This window comes from Arthrobacter sp. SRS-W-1-2016, from assembly GCF_002009585.1.
In the GTDB taxonomy this organism is placed as follows: Bacteria; Actinomycetota; Actinomycetes; order Actinomycetales; family Micrococcaceae; genus Arthrobacter; species Arthrobacter bambusae_A.
In genome coordinates, this window is the sequence record NZ_MTPV01000005.1 from 28,555 (window position 1) to 45,192 (window position 16,638).

Sequence of the window (16,638 nt, forward strand, 5' to 3'; positions counted from 1 at the left end):
TGGAGAAGCCTTGGCCGCGAGGGCTCAGGAACTGGTAGGACGTCGGGAACCGTTTGTGCGCGCCACGGTAGTGCGCGCGCAGCATCCCACCAGTGCCCATGCCGGGGACACCGCCCTGGTGTTGGCCAACGGGGACATCGACGGGTTCCTTGGGGGCACATGCGTCGAGGCTTCCGTGCGCGAATACGGATTGCAGACGTTGTCCAAGCACGAACCGTTGTTGCTCCGCGTTGTTCCCGGCGAACCGTCCCGCACCCGCGAGGAGGGCGCCGTCGAGGTCGCCAACCCCTGCCTCAGCGGCGGCGCGGTGGAGATCTTCCTTGAGCCGCACATGCCCGCTCCCCGGGTGGTCGTGGTCGGTGCAACCCCCGTGGCGCAGGCTTTGGCTGCCTTGGGTGCCATCCTCGACCTGGACATGGAACTCAGCGACGGAACCGCTGCTGAGCCGCGGGCCGACGACGCCGCCCTCATCGTCGCGTCCCAGGGTCGGGACGAGGAGCCCGCGTTGGAGGCAGCGCTCCGGCTGGGGGTACCGTACGTCGCCCTCGTCGCGAGCCGCACACGCGGCGCGGCCGTCCTGGCCTCGCTCGACGTCGACGACGAGCAGCGGGCGCAGGTGCACAGCCCGGCGGGCCTGCTGCTGGGCGGCCGGACACCTGCCGAAATCGCGTTGTCGATACTGGCGGAACTTGTGTCCGTGCGCCACCTTGGCAGGTCCGCTGAGGCTGCGGCGGCGGAGACTGCGACGGCGGATCCGGTTCCGGCGAGCGCCGAACCTGCGGACGCCGTGGATCCCGTCTGCGGCATGGGCGTCGCAGCTGTGGAGTCGACGTTGCACGCCGAGTATGCAGGAACGACGTATTACTTCTGTTCCGCTGGATGCCGGAGGGCCTTCCTCGCCGATCCGGAACACTATGCCACCGCGTCGTGAACCCCCCGCCGCCGCCGGAGCGGCGCGCGCGGGCGCGGAAGACGAGGTGCGGCGGCTTGTCCCGGATGTTTCCGCGCTCATGTCCGCCCTCGACGACGGCGACTACCTTGCCGACGTCGGGCTGGCGACCGCTTTGTTCCTGTCCGTCCGGTTGCCGCAACCCATCCTGTTGGAGGGTGAGGCCGGCGTCGGGAAGACCGAGGCGGCGAAGGCCCTGGCCAAGGTGCTTGGCACTCCCCTGTACCGTCTGCAGTGCTACGAGGGCATAGATGTAGGCGAGGCCCTGTACGAGTGGAACCATCAACGGCAGCTTCTGGGCATCCGCTTGGCCGAGGTCCGGGACGTCCGCGTGGAGGAGGCTGATCTTTTCGGGGAACAGTATTTGTTGCGTCGACCGCTGCTGAAGGCGATCGAGCATCCCGGGCCGCGCCCGGCCGTCCTGCTGTTGGACGAGATCGACCGGGCGGACGCTGAGTTCGAGGCCTTCACCTTCGAGCTGCTGGCCGAGGCCGCAGTGACGATCCCGGAGCTGGGCACTATCCGGGCCACGCATCCGCCGGTCGTCGTCCTGACCTCCAACCGGACGAGGGACCTGCACGACGCGCTGACCCGGCGCTGCCTCTACCACTGGATTGACTACCCCCGGCCCGAGCGCATCGCCGCGATCGTGCGGCGCAGGGTGCCCGGGAGCGCCGAGCCGCTCGCCTTGGACACCGCAGCCGCGATCACGAGGCTGCGGTCCCTGGACATGGCCAAACCCCCGGGGATCGCGGAGGCAATCGACTGGGTGGCCGCCCTCACGGTGCTTGGCGTGGAACGGCTGGACCCGGCCGCGGTGAAACAGACCTGGGGTTCGGTCCTGAAGAATCGCGACGATCTGGACATGGCCTGGGCACGCGGCCCGGCGTGGGTGGCCGGCAGCCATGACTGAATACCCGCTCAGGAATGGCCTGGCGCACGTCGATGCCGCGGCTTTGGCGGTGGGGTTCAGCACGGCCCTACGCCGTGCCGGGCTGCCGGGTTCTCCTGATCGCGCGGCCTGGCTGGCACAGGCACTCAGGCTCGTTCCCCCTCGCGCGCGTGAGCCGCTGTACTGGACGTGCCGGGTGGCCCTCGTCTCCTCGCACGAACAACTGCCGGTATTCGATGCCGTCTTCTCTGCCGCGTTTGACGGGATCCTCGATCCAGCGGACACCCGCGGCGATGCCAACAGCCCTCCGGCAGTCCGCGCGGCCGAGCACATCCGGGCTGCTCCCGCCGAACGACTATCCGCTCATGCGGGCAGCCGCGTCCCGTCGTCGCGGACACCCGTCGCCACCCCCGGCGTGGAGGGCGGGAACGGCGAATCCGACGCACCCTGGGTCGAGGCAATCCTGGCGATGGCCTCCCCTGACGAGCACCTGCATGAGAAGTCCTTCGCCGAGCTCACCCCGGAGGAAACAGCCCGCGTGCGCCAGCTGGTGCGGCGCATCATGCTGGCTACCCCGGAGCGACGAAGCCGCAGGACACGCCAGTCGACCCGCAGTGGCGCCAAGCTGGACCTCCGGCGCACCATCCGCGCGGCCCGGCGCAGCGGCGGTGACGCGAGCTCCCTTGTCTATGCCCGCCGTCGTCCGCGTCCGCGCCGCTTGGTGTTCCTGTGCGATGTATCCGGCTCCATGGAACCGTACACGCAGGTCTTCCTTTCCCTGCTTCAAGGCGCAGTAGCCGGGGCCCAGGCCGAAGCTTTCGTGTTTTCCACCCGGCTGACCAGGCTGACCCGGCAGCTGTCGAACCGCAACGCTGACGAAGCCCTGGCGCTGGGAGCCGCCGCCGCCCGGGATTGGGCGGGTGGCACCCGCCTTGCGGAGAGCCTCCAACGGTTCATCGATGGCCATGGACGCCGTGGATTGGCACGGGGTGCGGTGGTTGTGGTGCTCTCGGACGGTTGGGCCCAGGACGCACCGGAACTGGTGGACGCCCAGATGGCGAGGCTGCGGCGCCTTGCCTTCCGGATCGTCTGGGTCAATCCGAGGAAGGCGGGGACGGACTTCCAACCGCTGGCAGGTGGCATGGCCGCTGCGCTGCCCTATTGCGACGCCTTCGTCAGCGGCCACAATTACGCCGCGTTGGCGGAAGCCGCAACCGCCATCCGCGCGCAGCGGTCACGTCCGGCATGGGGCCGCGGAAACGGCCGCGCAGGGCAACTGAACAGTTCAGGAAAGGAAAAGCATGACTGAGGCGGCCATAGAGCTTGTTGGCGTGACCAAGCGGTTCGGTTCCCTCACCGCCGTCGACGACCTCAGCCTGCAGGTTGAACGCGGGGAGATTTTCGGCCTCCTCGGACCCAACGGCTCAGGCAAAACGACCACCATCGACCTGATCAGCGGCCTCAGCCGCCCAAGCGCCGGCCACGTCACGGTTCTGGGCGTCGACCTGCTCAAGGATCCGCGTGGGATCCGGCGCTCGCTCGGGACAGTGCCGCAGGAGAACGCCCTGTACGAGGAACTCACCGCGCAGGCCAACCTCCGGTTTCATGCCGACCTCTTCGACGTGCCCAGGCATGGCCTCGAGAGAAAGATCACGTCGCTGCTTGAGCTTGCGCAGTTGGTGGAACGCCGGAAGAGCCGCGTTTCAACGTTCTCCGGCGGCATGAAGCGAAGGCTCGCATTGGTCCGGGCCATGCTCCACGAACCCGAGCTGCTCTACTTCGACGAACCGACCCTCGGCGTCGACGTGCAAAGCAGGCATGCCCTCTGGGACCGGATCCTCGAGCTCAAGGATCACGGCACCACCGTACTCATCACCAGCAACTACCTTGAGGAAGCCAACGCCTTGTGCGATCGCTTGGCCATCATCGACCGCGGACGGCTGGTAGCGCTCGATTCGCCATCCGAACTGCGGCGCAGCTTCGGTGACACGGTGCTTGAAATGCGCACGCATCCTGCGCCCGGGGAGGAGATCGTTCGAACGGTCCTCGCGCTCCCCGGCGTTGTCTCGGCAATTGCTTCCGACGGCTCGCTGAAGGTCACGGTGGAGGGCGGCGCCGATGCCACCGGCAGGGTGGTGACCGCCGTCGTCGGTGGGACCAGCCTGGAGGAGATCCAGAGCCGGGAGCCGAGCCTCGACGAGGTCTTCCTGAGCCTGACAGGCAAGGAGCTTCGGGAATGAGCCTCCGCCATGACCTGCGTGTGGTCCGGGCCGTCGCGGCAACGGACATCCGCCTGACCCTCCGGGAACCCTTGTTCGCGATCATCGGCGTCCTCATCCCGATCAACTTCCTGCTTCTCTTCCTGCTCTTCGCGATCAGCGGCGGCCAGGCACCGATCGCCGTGGTGATGAATGACCATGGTCCGCTCGCGGAACGCTTCGTCCAGGCCATGGACGGCGCGCATTCGTTCATCATCCACACCGCGACCCCCGCCGATGCAGAACGGGAGATCCGCTCCGGCGGCATTGTCGCCGTCGTGACCGTGCCGCAAGGGTTCGACGCCGCCCTCGCCGCCAGAGAGCGCATCGAGATTCCGGTGGAAGTCAACAACTTGAACGTCGACTTCACGAACGACATCCGGCGGGCCGTTCCGCTGTCCATCACGTCCTTCTACGCGGATGCCTTCCCCGAGCAGGTGGTGGTGACAGCCCGCGAGTCCGATGTGCAGGCCCAGGACACCGGCTACATTCCCTACCTCGCCGTGAGCATCATGGTTGCCGGCCTGATGCTCGCGTCCCAACTGCAGGGCAGCGTCAATACGGCGCGCGACTACGAGCTCGGGACCATCAAGGAACTCGCGCTGGCGCCTGTGAGCCGTCTGACCATCGGTGTGGGCAAGGTACTTGGTGCCGCAGTCCTCGCCTCGGCGTCCGCGCTGCTGCTACTCGCCGTCGTGGTCCTCTTTATCGGAGTCCGCCCGCTCCATCCCCTTGAAGTAGTGGGCTTCGGACTCCTGATTCTTGCGACCTTCCTCGCCCTCGGTGTCCTTGTCGGGACGCTGGTCCGTAGGAGACAGCAGGCAATCCCCCTGTCGATCGCGGCTGTCCTTCCCCTGTTCTTCTTGAGCGGACCGTTCGGGCCGGCGAACTGGCTGGGTGCCATCCCGGGCGCGATCGCCGCGATATCGCCCCTCACGTATGCGATCGCGGCCTTCCAGCACGCCTTCCACGGTTACCAGACTGCTCCGCAAGGCCTGGCTGTCGACGCGATCGTGCTGGCAGCGTTCACCGTGGTGGCCATCGGGTGCGCGGCTTTCGTGTTCGGCCGGCGGGGGGCGAGGCACTAATGGCCGCCGGACGTGCCGCGCTCGCCATTGCGGCGAAAGACATCCTGACCTGGTTCCGGACGCCGTCGGCGATTCTGGCCAGCCTGCTGCCGCCTGTCGCGTTCATGCTGATCATCTTCGTGGTGGCCGGTGCGGTGGGCCGCAACCCGGTGGCGCTGGTGGTGGAGGACAGCGGACCGCAGGCTCAACGACTCGTCTCGATCCTCGAGAACTCGGATGCCTTCCGCGTCCAGCGTGCGGACCCCGTTGAAGCCACACACCTGCTGGACACCCTTCAGGTTGCGGCGGTCATTACCGTGCCGGCCACGTTCGACGACGACTACCGGGCACAGCGGCCCGACCCCGTCAGCGTGCAGATCAACAACCTGAACCTCGACTTCACCAACGATCTGCGCCGCTCGGTTCCCGCTGCGATTACCACCTTCTATGCCGGCCAGCCGGACACGCCGATCATGGTGGGCGTCGCCGAATCTGACTTGAGGCCGCACGACGTCGACCTGGTCCAGTTCCAGCTCGTGCCGATCCTGGTGCTCCTGCTCACGATCATGGGCATCGTGAACGGCGGACTGGCCGCCGCCCGTGAGTTCGAGGATCTGACCATCAAGGCCCTTTTGCTCTCGCCGATCGCCCGCGGCACCTTGATCATCGGCAAAATCCTGGCGTGCTGGGTCACGACGATGCTTGTGGCGGCGGTGGTGCTGGTCTTGTCGTTCGCCTTCGGGGTCCTCCGGCCTGCCGGCTGGTATTGGTTGCCGGCGCTGGCCGCGATCGGGCTGATCGCGCTGGCGGCCTCGGGGCTCGGCACTGCCCTGGGAGGTGCGCTGCGGCGCTTCTCAGCCGTCGCCGGGGCCGGAATCAACCTATCGATCTACCTGTTCTTCCTCAGCGGAGGCATCAGTGTTGCAGCGTTCCTGCCCGGATGGATCCAGGCCATAGCGCACTTCACCCCGACCTTCTACGGCGTGGACGCGCTCGAGGCGGCGATCTTTTACCAGTCGACCGACAACCTGGGCCGCGACTTCGCGGTGCTCATGGGGACAGCCGCCGTCGGGCTCGCGTTAGGGACGGTGTCCCTTAGACGGCGGCTCGTCGATTACTAGGAAGGAGAAACTCGGCATGAGGATCGTCGTCGATCTCACGAAATGCCAGGGTTACGCCCAGTGCGCTTTTCTTGCCCCGGATGTCTTCACGATCCAGGGAGACGAGGCGCTCACGTACGACCCGGATCCCGACGACGCACAGGGCACGAAGGTCCGGCGCGCTGCCGCTGCATGTCCGGTCCAGGCCATCCGGTTCGAACAGCCGCCCGTCCCGGGCACCCTCGATGGACGGGCCGGTCCGGACAGGGCTTACCAAACAAGCACGCGGCCCGGAATGTCCGACCCCGTGCTCAACAACGGAGGCGCCTTCAAGAAAACCGGACGGATCGTCATCGTCGGAGCCTCACTGACGGGACTCCACGCCGCAGAGGCGCTGCGTGAGGAGGGCTTCACGGGCTCCCTGACGTTGATCGGCGAGGAACCGCACGAACCCTACGACCGGCCGCCGCTGTCGAAACAGCTCCTGGCAGGGGCATTCCAGTCGGCGGACACTTCACTGCCCCAGCGCCGGGACATCGGCGCCACCTGGCGGCTGGGCGTGGCCGCGACCAGCCTCAATCTGGCGACCAAGCAGGTCCAACTCGCCGACGGCAACCGGATCGGCTTCGACAAGTTGCTGATTGCCACCGGCCTGCGCTCCCGTCCCTGGCCCAACACGGCGGAGGCCGCCCTTGCAGGAGTGCTGACGTTGCGCACCCAGGAGGACTCCGCCACCCTGCGCCACCTCCTCGCAGGCCATCCCCGTCGGGTGTTGGTCATCGGCGCCGGATTCATAGGTTGCGAAGTCGCTTCCGTGTGCCGCGAACTGGGCCTGCAGGTCACCGTCGCCGAGGCTGGTCCGGCTCCGCTCGTCGCTGCCTTGGGAGGCACAATCGGCGCAATAGCCGGCGAACTGCAACTCGAGAACGGCGTGGATTTGCGCTGCGGTGTCCGGGTCACGTCCCTTGAAGGCGATGCCACGGGACAGCTGCGCCGTGCCGTCCTGTCGGACGGAACAACCCTTGAAGTCGACGTCGCGGTGGCCGCGCTGGGTTCCGTTCGCAATGTCGAATGGCTCGCGGATTCCGGATTGGCATGCGGAGTGTGGGGCGTCGCGTGCGACGCCGGCTGCCGCGCCTTCGACGCGAACGGACTGGTCACCGACGACGTCTTCGTCGCCGGCGACATAGCGCGCGCACCGCAGCCGATGTACGGATATCAATACCTCGCCGTCGAGCATTGGGGCAACGCCATCTCGCAGGCCGAAGTCGCCGCGCACAACATGGTCAGCCGGGAGACCGAACGGTGGCCGCACTTGGCGGTGCCGAAATTCTGGTCGGTTCAATTCGGCACCGAGATCAAAAGCGTGGGAGTGCCTTCGGCCGCCGACGAGGTCGCCATCGTCCAAGGGTCGGTGGCCCAGCGGCGATTCCTGGCCGTCTACGGATACAAGGGCCGCATCGTGGCGGCGGTCGCCTTCAACCAGAACAAGTGGCTCGACTTCTACGAACCGCTGATCGAGCAAGCAGCCCCGTTCCCGCCGTCATTCCACCACATCGACGAAGCAGCCCATGCCGATCCCGTGCCGGCAGGGTTCAAAGCCGCCCCCAGCCCCACGCAGGACGCCACCGTCGTCGTCACCGGACACGATCCGAATGAACGCCGGGCGAGGCTGACCAACCCCGCCGCCGGCGAAACACCGTCACGCAGACCGGCGGAAAGCGCCGCGAGGACAAAGGAGGGGTCACCATGACCGTGGACAACATTTGGGAACAGATCCTCGACTACTCACACAGGGCCAATCCCTACCCGCTATACGCTGAGCTCCGCCGGACGCCCGTGGCCAGGCTTCAGGACGGCGCGTATGTTGCCAGCGGCTACGCAGAGATCGCTTCGCTCCTGCATGACCCCCGGGTGAGTTCCGACTTCAGCCACAACCCGGTCGCAGCCGCGGCGGCAGCCGGAGAGAACGGAGACGGCCCCGGCATGTCTCCGACGTTCTTGAGCATGGACCCGCCCGACCATGACAAGTTCCGGCGAATCACCATGCGACACTTCGGCCCACCCACGACGCCGGGCCGCGTCGCCGGGATGGAGCCAAGGATGACGGACATCGTCACGGACCTGATCGACAAGATGGAGGGCCGGACCAGCGTTGACATCGTGGATGAACTGGCATACCCGTTGCCCGTCACCATCATCTGCGAGCTTCTCGGCGTAGCCCCCGGAGACGAACACCGGTTCCGGGCCTGGGTGGAAGTCGCCCTGCAATCTACCGACCCCGGGCTCGACCCGGAAACGCAACAGAAGAAGAGGGCGGAAGCCGGCAAGGAACTAAGGGCCTTCATGGAAGAACTGGTGGAAGCCCACCGCCAGGCCCCGGGAAACGACCTGCTCTCTGCGCTTGCCACCGATGACGGCCCTGAAGGCCGCATGCCTGCCGATCAGCTGGTCAGCACCGGACTTCTCCTGCTCATTGCCGGACACGAAACCACGGTGAACCTCATTTCCAACGGGATCCTCACCCTGCTTCGCCACCCGCACGAACTTCAGAGGCTGCGAAACGACCCGGACCTGGCCATCCCGATGGTCGAGGAGCTGCTGCGCTACGAGCCGCCGGTCCATTTCATTCCGTTCCGCACAGCCCTCGACGATATCGACATCGGCGGAACGACTATCACGGCGGGCTCCTCGATCACCCTGCTCCTGGCCGCGGGAAACCGCGACCCCGCCCACGTCGCCGACCCCGACGAGTTCATCCCGGAGCGGCGCGACAACCAGCATCTGGGCTTTGGCGGCGGGATCCACCTCTGCTTTGGCGCCCCCCTCGCGCGACTCGAGGCGCAGACCGCACTCACGGCATTTGCCCGCAGGCTCGAGAACCCGCGGCTCGTGGAGGATCCGCCGAGCTACCGGCCAAGCCCGTTCCTGCGCGGGCCTTCGCACCTGCCGATCGACATCGACGGCGTCGTGGCGCGGCGCTAGGCCCCCGCGCCGTCCTATCCCAGGGTGGAGAGGGCCGCCGGAGCGCACTCGATTCTGACAGGGACGTTCGCATCAACGGACTTAACTTCGCCGTCGATCTGATAGGCCAGCGGCTCGATGGTGGTGAACGAATAGCTGCTCATGCTGGGCTGGTCCCCCAGGCCCATCGTGGCGGCCCGCAGCGCCATCAAGAGGACCCGCCATTTTGGTCTGTGGGCAAAGAGGACCACTTCGAATTTGCCGTCAGCGAGCTTGTCGTCCGCGTCGCTGAGCGTGGCGTACTTCGCCATCTCCGGAATGTTGGCGAGCACGAGGCTGTCCAAACGGCGCCGCTTGCCGTCGGCCTGGCGTATTTCGAAGGGCTCGAACTTGGAGAAGGTCCGCATCACGGAGACCATTTCCTTCAGGGCCCCCTTGCTGCCCTTTTCCAGGTCAATTGCCACGACCGGGGTCAGTCCAAAACCAACATAGGAGTGCGCGTACTCCGCGGGCGAGTCCGATCCTTTGCCCGTGCGGACGCGCAGCAAGTCGATGCTCCGCACACTGCCCGCGGCGATCGCTTCACCGAGCGGCTGGGTGCCGGTGCTCCGCCGGTGGTCATTGGCATTGCCCGCCCCAAGCACCGCGCAGACGGCCTGGGGATTTCCGCCCTGCATCACGCCGTTGACAACCTCGTTGTAGCCGCCGTCACCGCTGACGGACACCACCAACACGTCCCCGCCGCCGCTCACGGCATCCCGCGCCAGCTCGACGGCATGCCCGGCGCGGGCGGTCGGCTGGAGCCTGATGTCCACCGGGTAGCTCAGCAGACCCTTCAACTCACTCTGCAGACCCTCGGCCAGTCTGCGCGCATCCCCGGTGCTGTTGGGATTGAAAATGATGACGATCGATTCAAACGTCCGTGCAGAAGTCATGTGCCGCTCCGATATTCGCTCGTGATCACTTCGCTAAGTGTACTTACAATCCTCCGCCGCACCCTACGGGCCGGCGGCGAGGACTGCTCTCACCCGGCTGAGCGCGCCTGGCTGAACTGAACAACCAGCAAGGCCCGGTAGACTTTCGTGCCATCCTCAACCCCTTTCAGGGGTTCCGTGCGGGACGAGAAGCGAAAGCAGACCGATGGACAATCCAACACCACCGACCTCGCCTCGGCGTCCGCAGCCAGGGCGCCGTCCTTCTGCGGGCCGCACTATTCAGGCGCGGGCTAAAGTCACCAGCTACCCAGTGCCTGTCGCCATGGAGCCGGAGGGGGCGGTGCAGGACCCGTTGAACCGGCCCGTGACGGAGCCTGACCAAGCCCAACCGCCGGCCCCTGCAAACGGCAGGAAGGCCAAGCGATCCAAACGGAAATGGCGCCGCAAGCTCTTGCTGGCCCTGATCACCCCGCTGGTCCTGGTCCAAATCATCGCCTTCATGTTCAGCATGGGCGTGACGCCGGCGCGCACCGCATACATGCTGGAGGCGGGTGAACCCAACGTCTACCAGTTCGTCTCGATCAACCACATGAGCCGGCACTTGCTGGCCGCGACCATCGCCCACGAAGACGAACAGCTCGGCACACGCAGCGGGGCCTTCGACCTCGGCGACCTCCAGGCGAGGGCCCAGGCATATTTCCAAGGGAAGCCCGACCCGAGCGGTTCCACGATCCCCCAGCAGCTAGTCAAGAACATCTTCCTCTGGGACGACCAAAACGCCGTCCGGAAGGGCATTGAAGCTGTCCTGGCAACCCAGTTCAGCTACACCTTGAGCCCTCAGCGCACCTTGGAGCTGTACCTGAACTATGCCCAGTTCGGCCCCCATCTGTATGGCGTCTGCGCCGCCAGCTGGTACTACTTCGGAACACCGCCGTGGAATATGACCGACTATCAATCCGCCCAGCTGATGGGCGTCCTTCCGCTGCCGGACCTGGTCAAGCGGGATCCCAAGGGAGGCATCTACCTGGGCGCGGGCGTCGACCCCGCCGTGTGGAACCTTGTGAACGGGGCCGCGAATGTCTGGGTCCCCCGGCAGCTCGTCGGCCTGGGCGGATGGCAAGGAGCCGTTGGGACGATCGGCATCTCGGACACTGCGGACAGCCATGCCGGCCAGCGCTCCGACAACGACGCATGCTCGACCATGCCCCAAAGCGTGAAGGACCGCATTCAGGGCGAATCCGGCTAGGTGTGCCTACCGGCGTCGAACCGGGACCAAATCCCGCCCCGACACGAGGCTCCGGGCTCAGCCACGCGGCGCCGGCAAGTCCAGGTTCCAGTGGCGCGAGACCATCAGCAGCCAGTCGACGTCGTCGTCGTGGCCGGCGCCCGCGGGTCCCGGGGTGATGAAGAAACGGGAGACAACGCGCTGCGAGCCCTCGGCGTCTCCGTAGAGCACGTCGACGGCGAAGCCCTCGCCGGCCGCTCCCGCGATGGCGTTACGGAAGTCGGCCGACTCCGGGTCCCGGATCGCGACCTGGCAGAATCCGGCGTCGTTGGCTGGCACGTAGATGTCCCGGGTCAGCCGGTGGAACTCCTCCACCGGCGACAACGGAGCCCTGGAGTCTGGTGGAAGGTGCCAGCCGTGCAGGATCGCCACGCCCGCGCCGGCATTGCGCACCGACATCAGCAGGTACACAGCGTTGTCGCTGATCTCGAGAGCGGCATGGCCCCCGCGCACCACCATCCATTTGCCTTCCATGAACCGCACCTTCTGGGGCGCGTCAGACGAGTTGGAGGGCAGCAGGATGGGGCGCAATCCATTCAGCAGGGCGCGCTCGGCCAGCCGCGCCGATCGGTTGGCCGATCTCGTGGAGATGAACGTCGCGACGGCGAGAACAGTCGTGCCCAGCGCGGTGCCGAGGTTGGAGAGCAATACCCAGTCGACCATAGCCACATTCAACGCCTGTCCCGCGTTGTGGGCAATCGGCGTCGGAGGTCTACGGCGCCCGGCGCTGTGCGTTACCGGCCACCCTCGATCTTCCGGCTGCGCTGGTTCTGCGCCATCGGACCATACGGATAGACGCCGACGCGCGGTTGGCTGGCCTCCGTGAGCCGGCTGGTTTCCTCGGAGCTGAGTTCCAGGTCTGCCGCGGCCAGGTTGTCCGCGAGCTGCTCCGTGGTGCGGGCGCCGAGGATCACGGAGGTCACGGCGGGCCGGTCCGCCAACCACGCGAGTGCAACCTGGGAGGCACTGACGCCATGATCCGCTGCGATCTTTTCGACTGTCCCGATGACGTCCCAGGTGCGGGGGTCGTCGTTGCGGGCCTGCCATGCCTCCATGCCACGTTCCGGGTTTTCACCCAGGCGGGTGGCGCCGGTGGGCGGCACGTCGCGCTTGTACTTACCGGAGAGCCATCCGCCACCCAACGGTGACCACGGCAGCAGCCCGATGCCGGCATCCAACGATGCCGGGACGATTTCCGATTCGATTTCGCGGACCAGCAGGCTGTACTGGGGCTGCAACGTCACCGGCGCGCTCCAGCCAAAGGCCTTGGCCACGTGGACGGCCTTGGTCAACTGCCACCCCAGGAAGTTGGAAAAACCGTAGTACGCGATCTTGCCGCTGCTCACGGAGTCGTGCAGGAAACGCAGCGTCTCCTCCAACGGCGTAATGGGGTCCCACGCGTGCATTTGGTAGAGGTCGATCTGCTCCACGCCCAAACGGCGCAGCGAATCGTCCAACGCCCTGGTGAGGTGGCGGCGGGAGGTGCCGACGTCGTTCGGTGCCGTACCCATGGGGAAGCGGCCCTTGGTGGCCAGCACCACGCGGTCCCGCGCGTCGGGCCGCTCGGCCAGCCAGCGGCCGATGATCTCCTCCGATGCGCCGGCGCTGTAGACATCGGCGGTGTCGATGAAGTTGCCGCCTGCCTCGACGTAGCTGTCCAGGATGGCGCGGGACGTTTCCTCCGTTGCCTCGGCTCCGAAAGTCATGGTTCCCAGCGCGTAGTTCGAAACCACGGCGCCGCTGTTGCCCAAAGTGCGGTATTGCATGCTGTTCCTCAATCCTCGACGGGGGTAGTGCGGTTCGAATGATAGGTGCGCCATGTGTGTTCGGGCTCGAACCCGAGCAAGCGCTTGGCCTTGTCGATGGAGAGCATGGTCTCGTGCTCTTCCAGGTCCTTGACCACCTTCACATCAGGGAACACCTCCGCAGCCAGGCTGGCACTGGACCGGCTCATGACGGTGTCCGCGTTCGCCACGATGAACGCCTCGAATCCGGGCTTGCCGTATTCAAGGGCCCGGGCCACGGCCTGCGCGCCGTCCCGGCCGTCGATGTAACCCCATAGGTTCCATTTACGCAGCCTCGCGTCGGCATCGAAGGACGGGAACCGCTCGTAGTCTTCCACGTCCATGACATTGGAGAACCGGAGCCCCACGATACTCAGCTCAGGGTCCCAGCGCGTCAACTCGATGGCCATCTGCTCTTCCAGGTGCTTTACGAGCGAATAGGTGCTTTCGGGCCGCGCCGGGTATTCCTCATCCACCGGGATATAGGGAGGGTCGACGTCGAACGGTAGTCCCAGCACCGTCTCGCTCGAGGCGTAGACAATCTTCTTGATCCCGGCCCGGCGGGCCGCTTGGAACACGTTGTACGTCGAGAGCATGTTGTTCTCGAATGTCGCGACATCCGGGACGATGCCGGGTGCTGGGATGGCCCCCAGATGCACGACGGCGTCGAAGCCGCTGTGCCGGTCGTCCAGGCCCAGGAACACATCCAGCACCTGGCCATAGTCGCGCAGGTCGACGATCGCCAGGCCCGGACTCCTTTCGCCCGCACGGTCCAGGTTCAACACCTGGTGGCCGTCCCCGCTCAGCCGGCGCACCACGTGCCGGCCCAGTTTTCCGCTTCCACCCGTCACTGCAATTCTCATCGGTACTCCTTCGATAGGGCTTGCTGGTCTCCTCATCGACACTAGGGCAGAAACCGGCTCCTGCGCATGGCCCTCCGGATCCTAGGAACGTCAGGCACCCGCTCCCGCGCGATTTGTCAAAGTGGGAGGATGGGCGCATGGAACTGCACATTACCGGCGACCCCGCCGCCGACCAGCTGCTCAGCGATGACGCGTTCGCACTTCTCATCGGCATGCTGCTAGACCAACAGGTGACCATGGAGTCTGCCTTCGCCGGACCCGAAAAGATCCGGACGCGCATCGGATCCATGTCCCCTGCCGCAATCGCCGAATACGACCCTGCAGGTTTCGTTGAGGTCTTCAAGGAGCGTCCGTCCGTCCACCGTTTCCCCGGCTCGATGGCCGGCCGCGTCCAGGATCTCGCCGCGACCGTTCAGCGCGATTGGAATGGAGACGCCACTGCCATCTGGACCCAGGACAACCCAGACGGCCAGGAGGTGCTCCGCAGGTTGAAGGAATTGCCCGGCTTCGGAGAGCAAAAGGCAAAAATCTTCCTGGCACTGCTCGGGAAGCAGCGTGGACTCCAGGCACAAGGTTGGCGCGAGGCTGCCGGCGCGTACGGCCAGGAGAGCGCTTTTCTTTCTGTCGCCGACATCGTGGATCCGGAGTCACTGAGAAAAGTTCGCGCCAACAAGCAGGCTGCCAAAGCCGCGATCAAAGCGGCGAAGGCCTCCGGAAGCTGAGAAGCAGCGGGGCGGGTGTTCCCGCCCATATCGTGAAACGCTTGCAGCATGGATCTCGAAGTGTCGCCCGCGCTCACGATTCCGACGTCGGAACTCGGCTGGCGGTTCTCCCGCTCGTCAGGACCTGGCGGTCAACACGTCAACACCTCGGACAGCCGCGTCGAACTGTCATGGAATGTCGCCGACTCGGCAGCGCTTTCCGATGACCAACGGCTGCTGCTGGTCACGCGTCTTGGACCCCGTATCGTCGCCGGGGTGATCACCGTGGCCGCCTCCGAGCAACGGTCCCAGTTGCGGAATCGCGAAATCGCACTGGCCAAGCTCTCGCGCCTCGTGGCGGAGGGTCTTGCTCCCGAAGCGGCTGCCCGACGGGCGAGCAAACCCACCCGGAGCTCGAAGCGTCGGCACCGGGTCGCAAAGGAACACCGGGCGGCGACGAAACAACAACGAAAGCGACCGTCCGCCGAGTAGCTCGCTTAGCGAATCCCGCTGTCGACAACCAGCGTGACATGAACGGGGATCTGCGAGATGACCACCGTCTGGGTCGCCGTCGAAAGGTAACCGCCGATGTTGCTCGCCTTGATCACGTAACGACCGTCAGGCAGCGTGAGATGGAAGGAACCAGTGCCGTCGGTCCGTGTCGAGCCTCGGACAGCGTCCCCGTCCAAGGCGACAACCGCGGCGCCCGAGACGGGGCGCGGCGGACACTCCTGACCGACACGTTCGACGGGACATACCGGGGCGGTCAGGACAACGCCGGTGACAACGCCGGTATGCCCCGCGTCCGGACCTCCCGGACCGGCGCATCCGCCCAACCACAGGGCCGCGGCCAGCAGGGTCACGAGGAATCGCTTCACGGCACTCACCAATATGTGTCGATTCAGGGAGCAGGGTGAAGGGGATCGATCCACCGGACCACTTCCGGTGGCTCAGCGGACTCGATATCCAGGTTGATGACTATTGGGTCCTGGCCGCTGCGGACAAGGACGCAGCTGAGAGCCTCGGTCTGGCTTGCGTTGATCTCCTGATGGGGTACGAACGGCGGAACGAATATGAAGTCGCCCGGCCCCGCGTCGGCGACGAACTCCAGGCTGTCTCCCCACCGCATGCGTGCCCGGCCGCTGACGACGTAGATGACGCTTTCCAGTTCCCCGTGATGGTGGGCCCCGGTCTTGGCATCGGCATCAATGATGACGGTGCCCGCCCACAGCTTGTTGGCTCCCGCCCGGGCATGCGTGATTGCCGCGGCTCTCGCCATGCCAGGGGTTTGGGGTGTGTTCGGATCGAGCTGCGAACCTGGAATGACTTTGACTCCGTGGTCGCGCCAATTCGGCTGTGAGTCAGGGCTCATTTTCATCCTCCGCGAAGCAGTGGCGGCACCCCTGAGACAATGATAGGCGCGTCAGTAGTGATGGAGTGGTCAGAGGTAGCTGCAGATTCTATCGGCGTCGCACGCCTCCGGATCCGCGGCAGCCACGGCAGCGTGGTATCCGGCGACGGTGGCGCGCAGCGCGACGAGGTCGGCGATCTGCGCGTCGAGGTCGGCCAACTGCCCGGCCAGAAGGTCGCGAACATGGGTACAAGGGGCGCGGCCTGCGTCGCGCAAAAGCAGGATTTCACGAATCTGCGCGAGTGCCAGTCCTGCGGCGCGCCCACGGCGGATGAAGTCGAGCCGATTGATGGTTTCGTCCGGGTAATCGCGGTATCCGCTGGCAGTGCGCTTCGCCGCAGGCAGCAAACCGTGCTCTTCATAGAATCTCAAGGCCTTGCTGGTCATACCCGCCGCCTGGGCAGCTTCACCGATTCGCACCATGCACCT

18 protein-coding genes are annotated in these 16,638 nt (G+C 66.0%); 11 read left to right on the forward strand and 7 right to left on the reverse strand.

Annotated elements, in window-relative coordinates; all coding sequences use genetic code 11:
• Nucleotides 1-10: 10 nt before the first annotated feature.
• From BMF89_RS00820 to BMF89_RS00855, 8 genes are read left to right on the forward strand one after another with little or no spacing between them, the layout of a single operon-like run.
• Nucleotides 11-931, forward strand: coding sequence for an XdhC family protein (locus tag BMF89_RS00820; RefSeq protein WP_253190637.1), 921 nt, complete (start codon nt 11-13; stop codon nt 929-931).
• Nucleotides 915-1,862: a MoxR family ATPase gene (locus BMF89_RS00825; RefSeq protein WP_078105192.1), complete on the forward strand. Its 948-nt coding sequence runs from the start codon at nt 915-917 to the stop codon at nt 1,860-1,862. The genes BMF89_RS00820 and BMF89_RS00825 overlap by 17 nt, the downstream gene beginning before the upstream one ends.
• Nucleotides 1,855-3,150, forward strand: a complete 1,296-nt coding sequence (locus BMF89_RS00830) for a VWA domain-containing protein (RefSeq protein WP_078105193.1) — start codon at nt 1,855-1,857, stop codon at nt 3,148-3,150. Before BMF89_RS00825 ends, BMF89_RS00830 begins: the two co-directional genes overlap by 8 nt.
• Nucleotides 3,143-4,081: an ATP-binding cassette domain-containing protein gene (locus BMF89_RS00835; RefSeq protein WP_078105194.1), complete on the forward strand. Its 939-nt coding sequence runs from the start codon at nt 3,143-3,145 to the stop codon at nt 4,079-4,081. The genes BMF89_RS00830 and BMF89_RS00835 overlap by 8 nt, the downstream gene beginning before the upstream one ends.
• Nucleotides 4,078-5,187, forward strand: coding sequence for an ABC transporter permease (locus tag BMF89_RS00840; protein WP_078105195.1), 1,110 nt, complete (start codon nt 4,078-4,080; stop codon nt 5,185-5,187). The genes BMF89_RS00835 and BMF89_RS00840 overlap by 4 nt, the downstream gene beginning before the upstream one ends.
• Nucleotides 5,187-6,287, forward strand: a complete 1,101-nt coding sequence (locus BMF89_RS00845) for an ABC transporter permease (protein ID WP_078105196.1) — start codon at nt 5,187-5,189, stop codon at nt 6,285-6,287. The genes BMF89_RS00840 and BMF89_RS00845 overlap by 1 nt, the downstream gene beginning before the upstream one ends.
• Nucleotides 6,288-6,303: 16 nt before the next feature.
• Nucleotides 6,304-8,019, forward strand: coding sequence for an FAD-dependent oxidoreductase (locus BMF89_RS00850; RefSeq protein ID WP_078105197.1), 1,716 nt, complete (start codon nt 6,304-6,306; stop codon nt 8,017-8,019).
• Complete coding sequence (locus tag BMF89_RS00855; RefSeq protein ID WP_078105198.1) at nt 8,016-9,251, forward strand: cytochrome P450; 1,236 nt, start codon at nt 8,016-8,018, stop codon at nt 9,249-9,251. The genes BMF89_RS00850 and BMF89_RS00855 overlap by 4 nt, the downstream gene beginning before the upstream one ends.
• A gap of 14 nt (nt 9,252-9,265) precedes the next feature.
• Here BMF89_RS00855 and BMF89_RS00860 read toward each other — a convergent pair whose 3' ends face one another.
• Complete coding sequence (locus BMF89_RS00860) at nt 9,266-10,165, reverse strand: diacylglycerol kinase family protein (RefSeq protein WP_078105199.1); 900 nt, start codon at nt 10,163-10,165, stop codon at nt 9,266-9,268.
• A 364-nt stretch (nt 10,166-10,529) separates the two neighbouring features.
• Here BMF89_RS00860 and BMF89_RS00865 point away from each other — a divergent pair, with 364 nt between their 5' ends.
• Complete coding sequence (locus tag BMF89_RS00865; protein WP_253190638.1) at nt 10,530-11,411, forward strand: biosynthetic peptidoglycan transglycosylase; 882 nt, start codon at nt 10,530-10,532, stop codon at nt 11,409-11,411.
• A 57-nt stretch (nt 11,412-11,468) separates the two neighbouring features.
• Here BMF89_RS00865 and BMF89_RS00870 read toward each other — a convergent pair whose 3' ends face one another.
• The 3 genes from BMF89_RS00870 to BMF89_RS00880 all read right to left on the reverse strand — a co-directional run bounded on the left by BMF89_RS00870 (nt 11,469) and on the right by BMF89_RS00880 (nt 14,097).
• Nucleotides 11,469-12,113 (reverse strand): hypothetical protein, encoded by a 645-nt coding sequence (locus BMF89_RS00870; RefSeq protein WP_078105201.1) that lies wholly within the window; start codon nt 12,111-12,113, stop codon nt 11,469-11,471.
• A gap of 71 nt (nt 12,114-12,184) precedes the next feature.
• A complete protein-coding gene (locus tag BMF89_RS00875) occupies nt 12,185-13,216 on the reverse strand; it encodes an aldo/keto reductase (protein WP_078105202.1) in 1,032 nt (343 codons plus the stop codon).
• Between the two features lie 8 nt (nt 13,217-13,224).
• Entirely contained in the window at nt 13,225-14,097 is an 873-nt protein-coding gene (locus BMF89_RS00880; protein WP_078105203.1) for an NAD(P)-dependent oxidoreductase, read from the reverse strand.
• Between the two features lie 137 nt (nt 14,098-14,234).
• Here BMF89_RS00880 and BMF89_RS00885 point away from each other — a divergent pair, with 137 nt between their 5' ends.
• Together BMF89_RS00885 and arfB are read left to right on the forward strand one after the other, a co-directional pair.
• Entirely contained in the window at nt 14,235-14,819 is a 585-nt protein-coding gene (locus tag BMF89_RS00885) for an HhH-GPD-type base excision DNA repair protein (protein WP_078105204.1), read from the forward strand.
• Nucleotides 14,820-14,867: 48 nt separating this feature from the next.
• Nucleotides 14,868-15,290: an alternative ribosome rescue aminoacyl-tRNA hydrolase ArfB gene (arfB, locus tag BMF89_RS00890; protein WP_078105205.1), complete on the forward strand. Its 423-nt coding sequence runs from the start codon at nt 14,868-14,870 to the stop codon at nt 15,288-15,290.
• A 5-nt stretch (nt 15,291-15,295) separates the two neighbouring features.
• On the opposite strand, the gene BMF89_RS00895 is transcribed toward arfB, so the two are convergent.
• The 3 genes from BMF89_RS00895 to BMF89_RS00905 all read right to left on the reverse strand — a co-directional run bounded on the left by BMF89_RS00895 (nt 15,296) and on the right by BMF89_RS00905 (nt 16,632).
• Nucleotides 15,296-15,685: a carboxypeptidase-like regulatory domain-containing protein gene (locus BMF89_RS00895; RefSeq protein ID WP_216353764.1), complete on the reverse strand. Its 390-nt coding sequence runs from the start codon at nt 15,683-15,685 to the stop codon at nt 15,296-15,298.
• A 14-nt stretch (nt 15,686-15,699) separates the two neighbouring features.
• Nucleotides 15,700-16,170, reverse strand: a complete 471-nt coding sequence (locus tag BMF89_RS00900; RefSeq protein ID WP_078105207.1) for a cupin domain-containing protein — start codon at nt 16,168-16,170, stop codon at nt 15,700-15,702.
• A gap of 69 nt (nt 16,171-16,239) precedes the next feature.
• On the reverse strand, nt 16,240-16,632 hold the full coding sequence (locus BMF89_RS00905; protein WP_078105208.1) for a heavy metal-responsive transcriptional regulator: 393 nt from the start codon (nt 16,630-16,632) through the stop codon (nt 16,240-16,242).
• Nucleotides 16,633-16,638 lie beyond the last annotated feature (6 nt).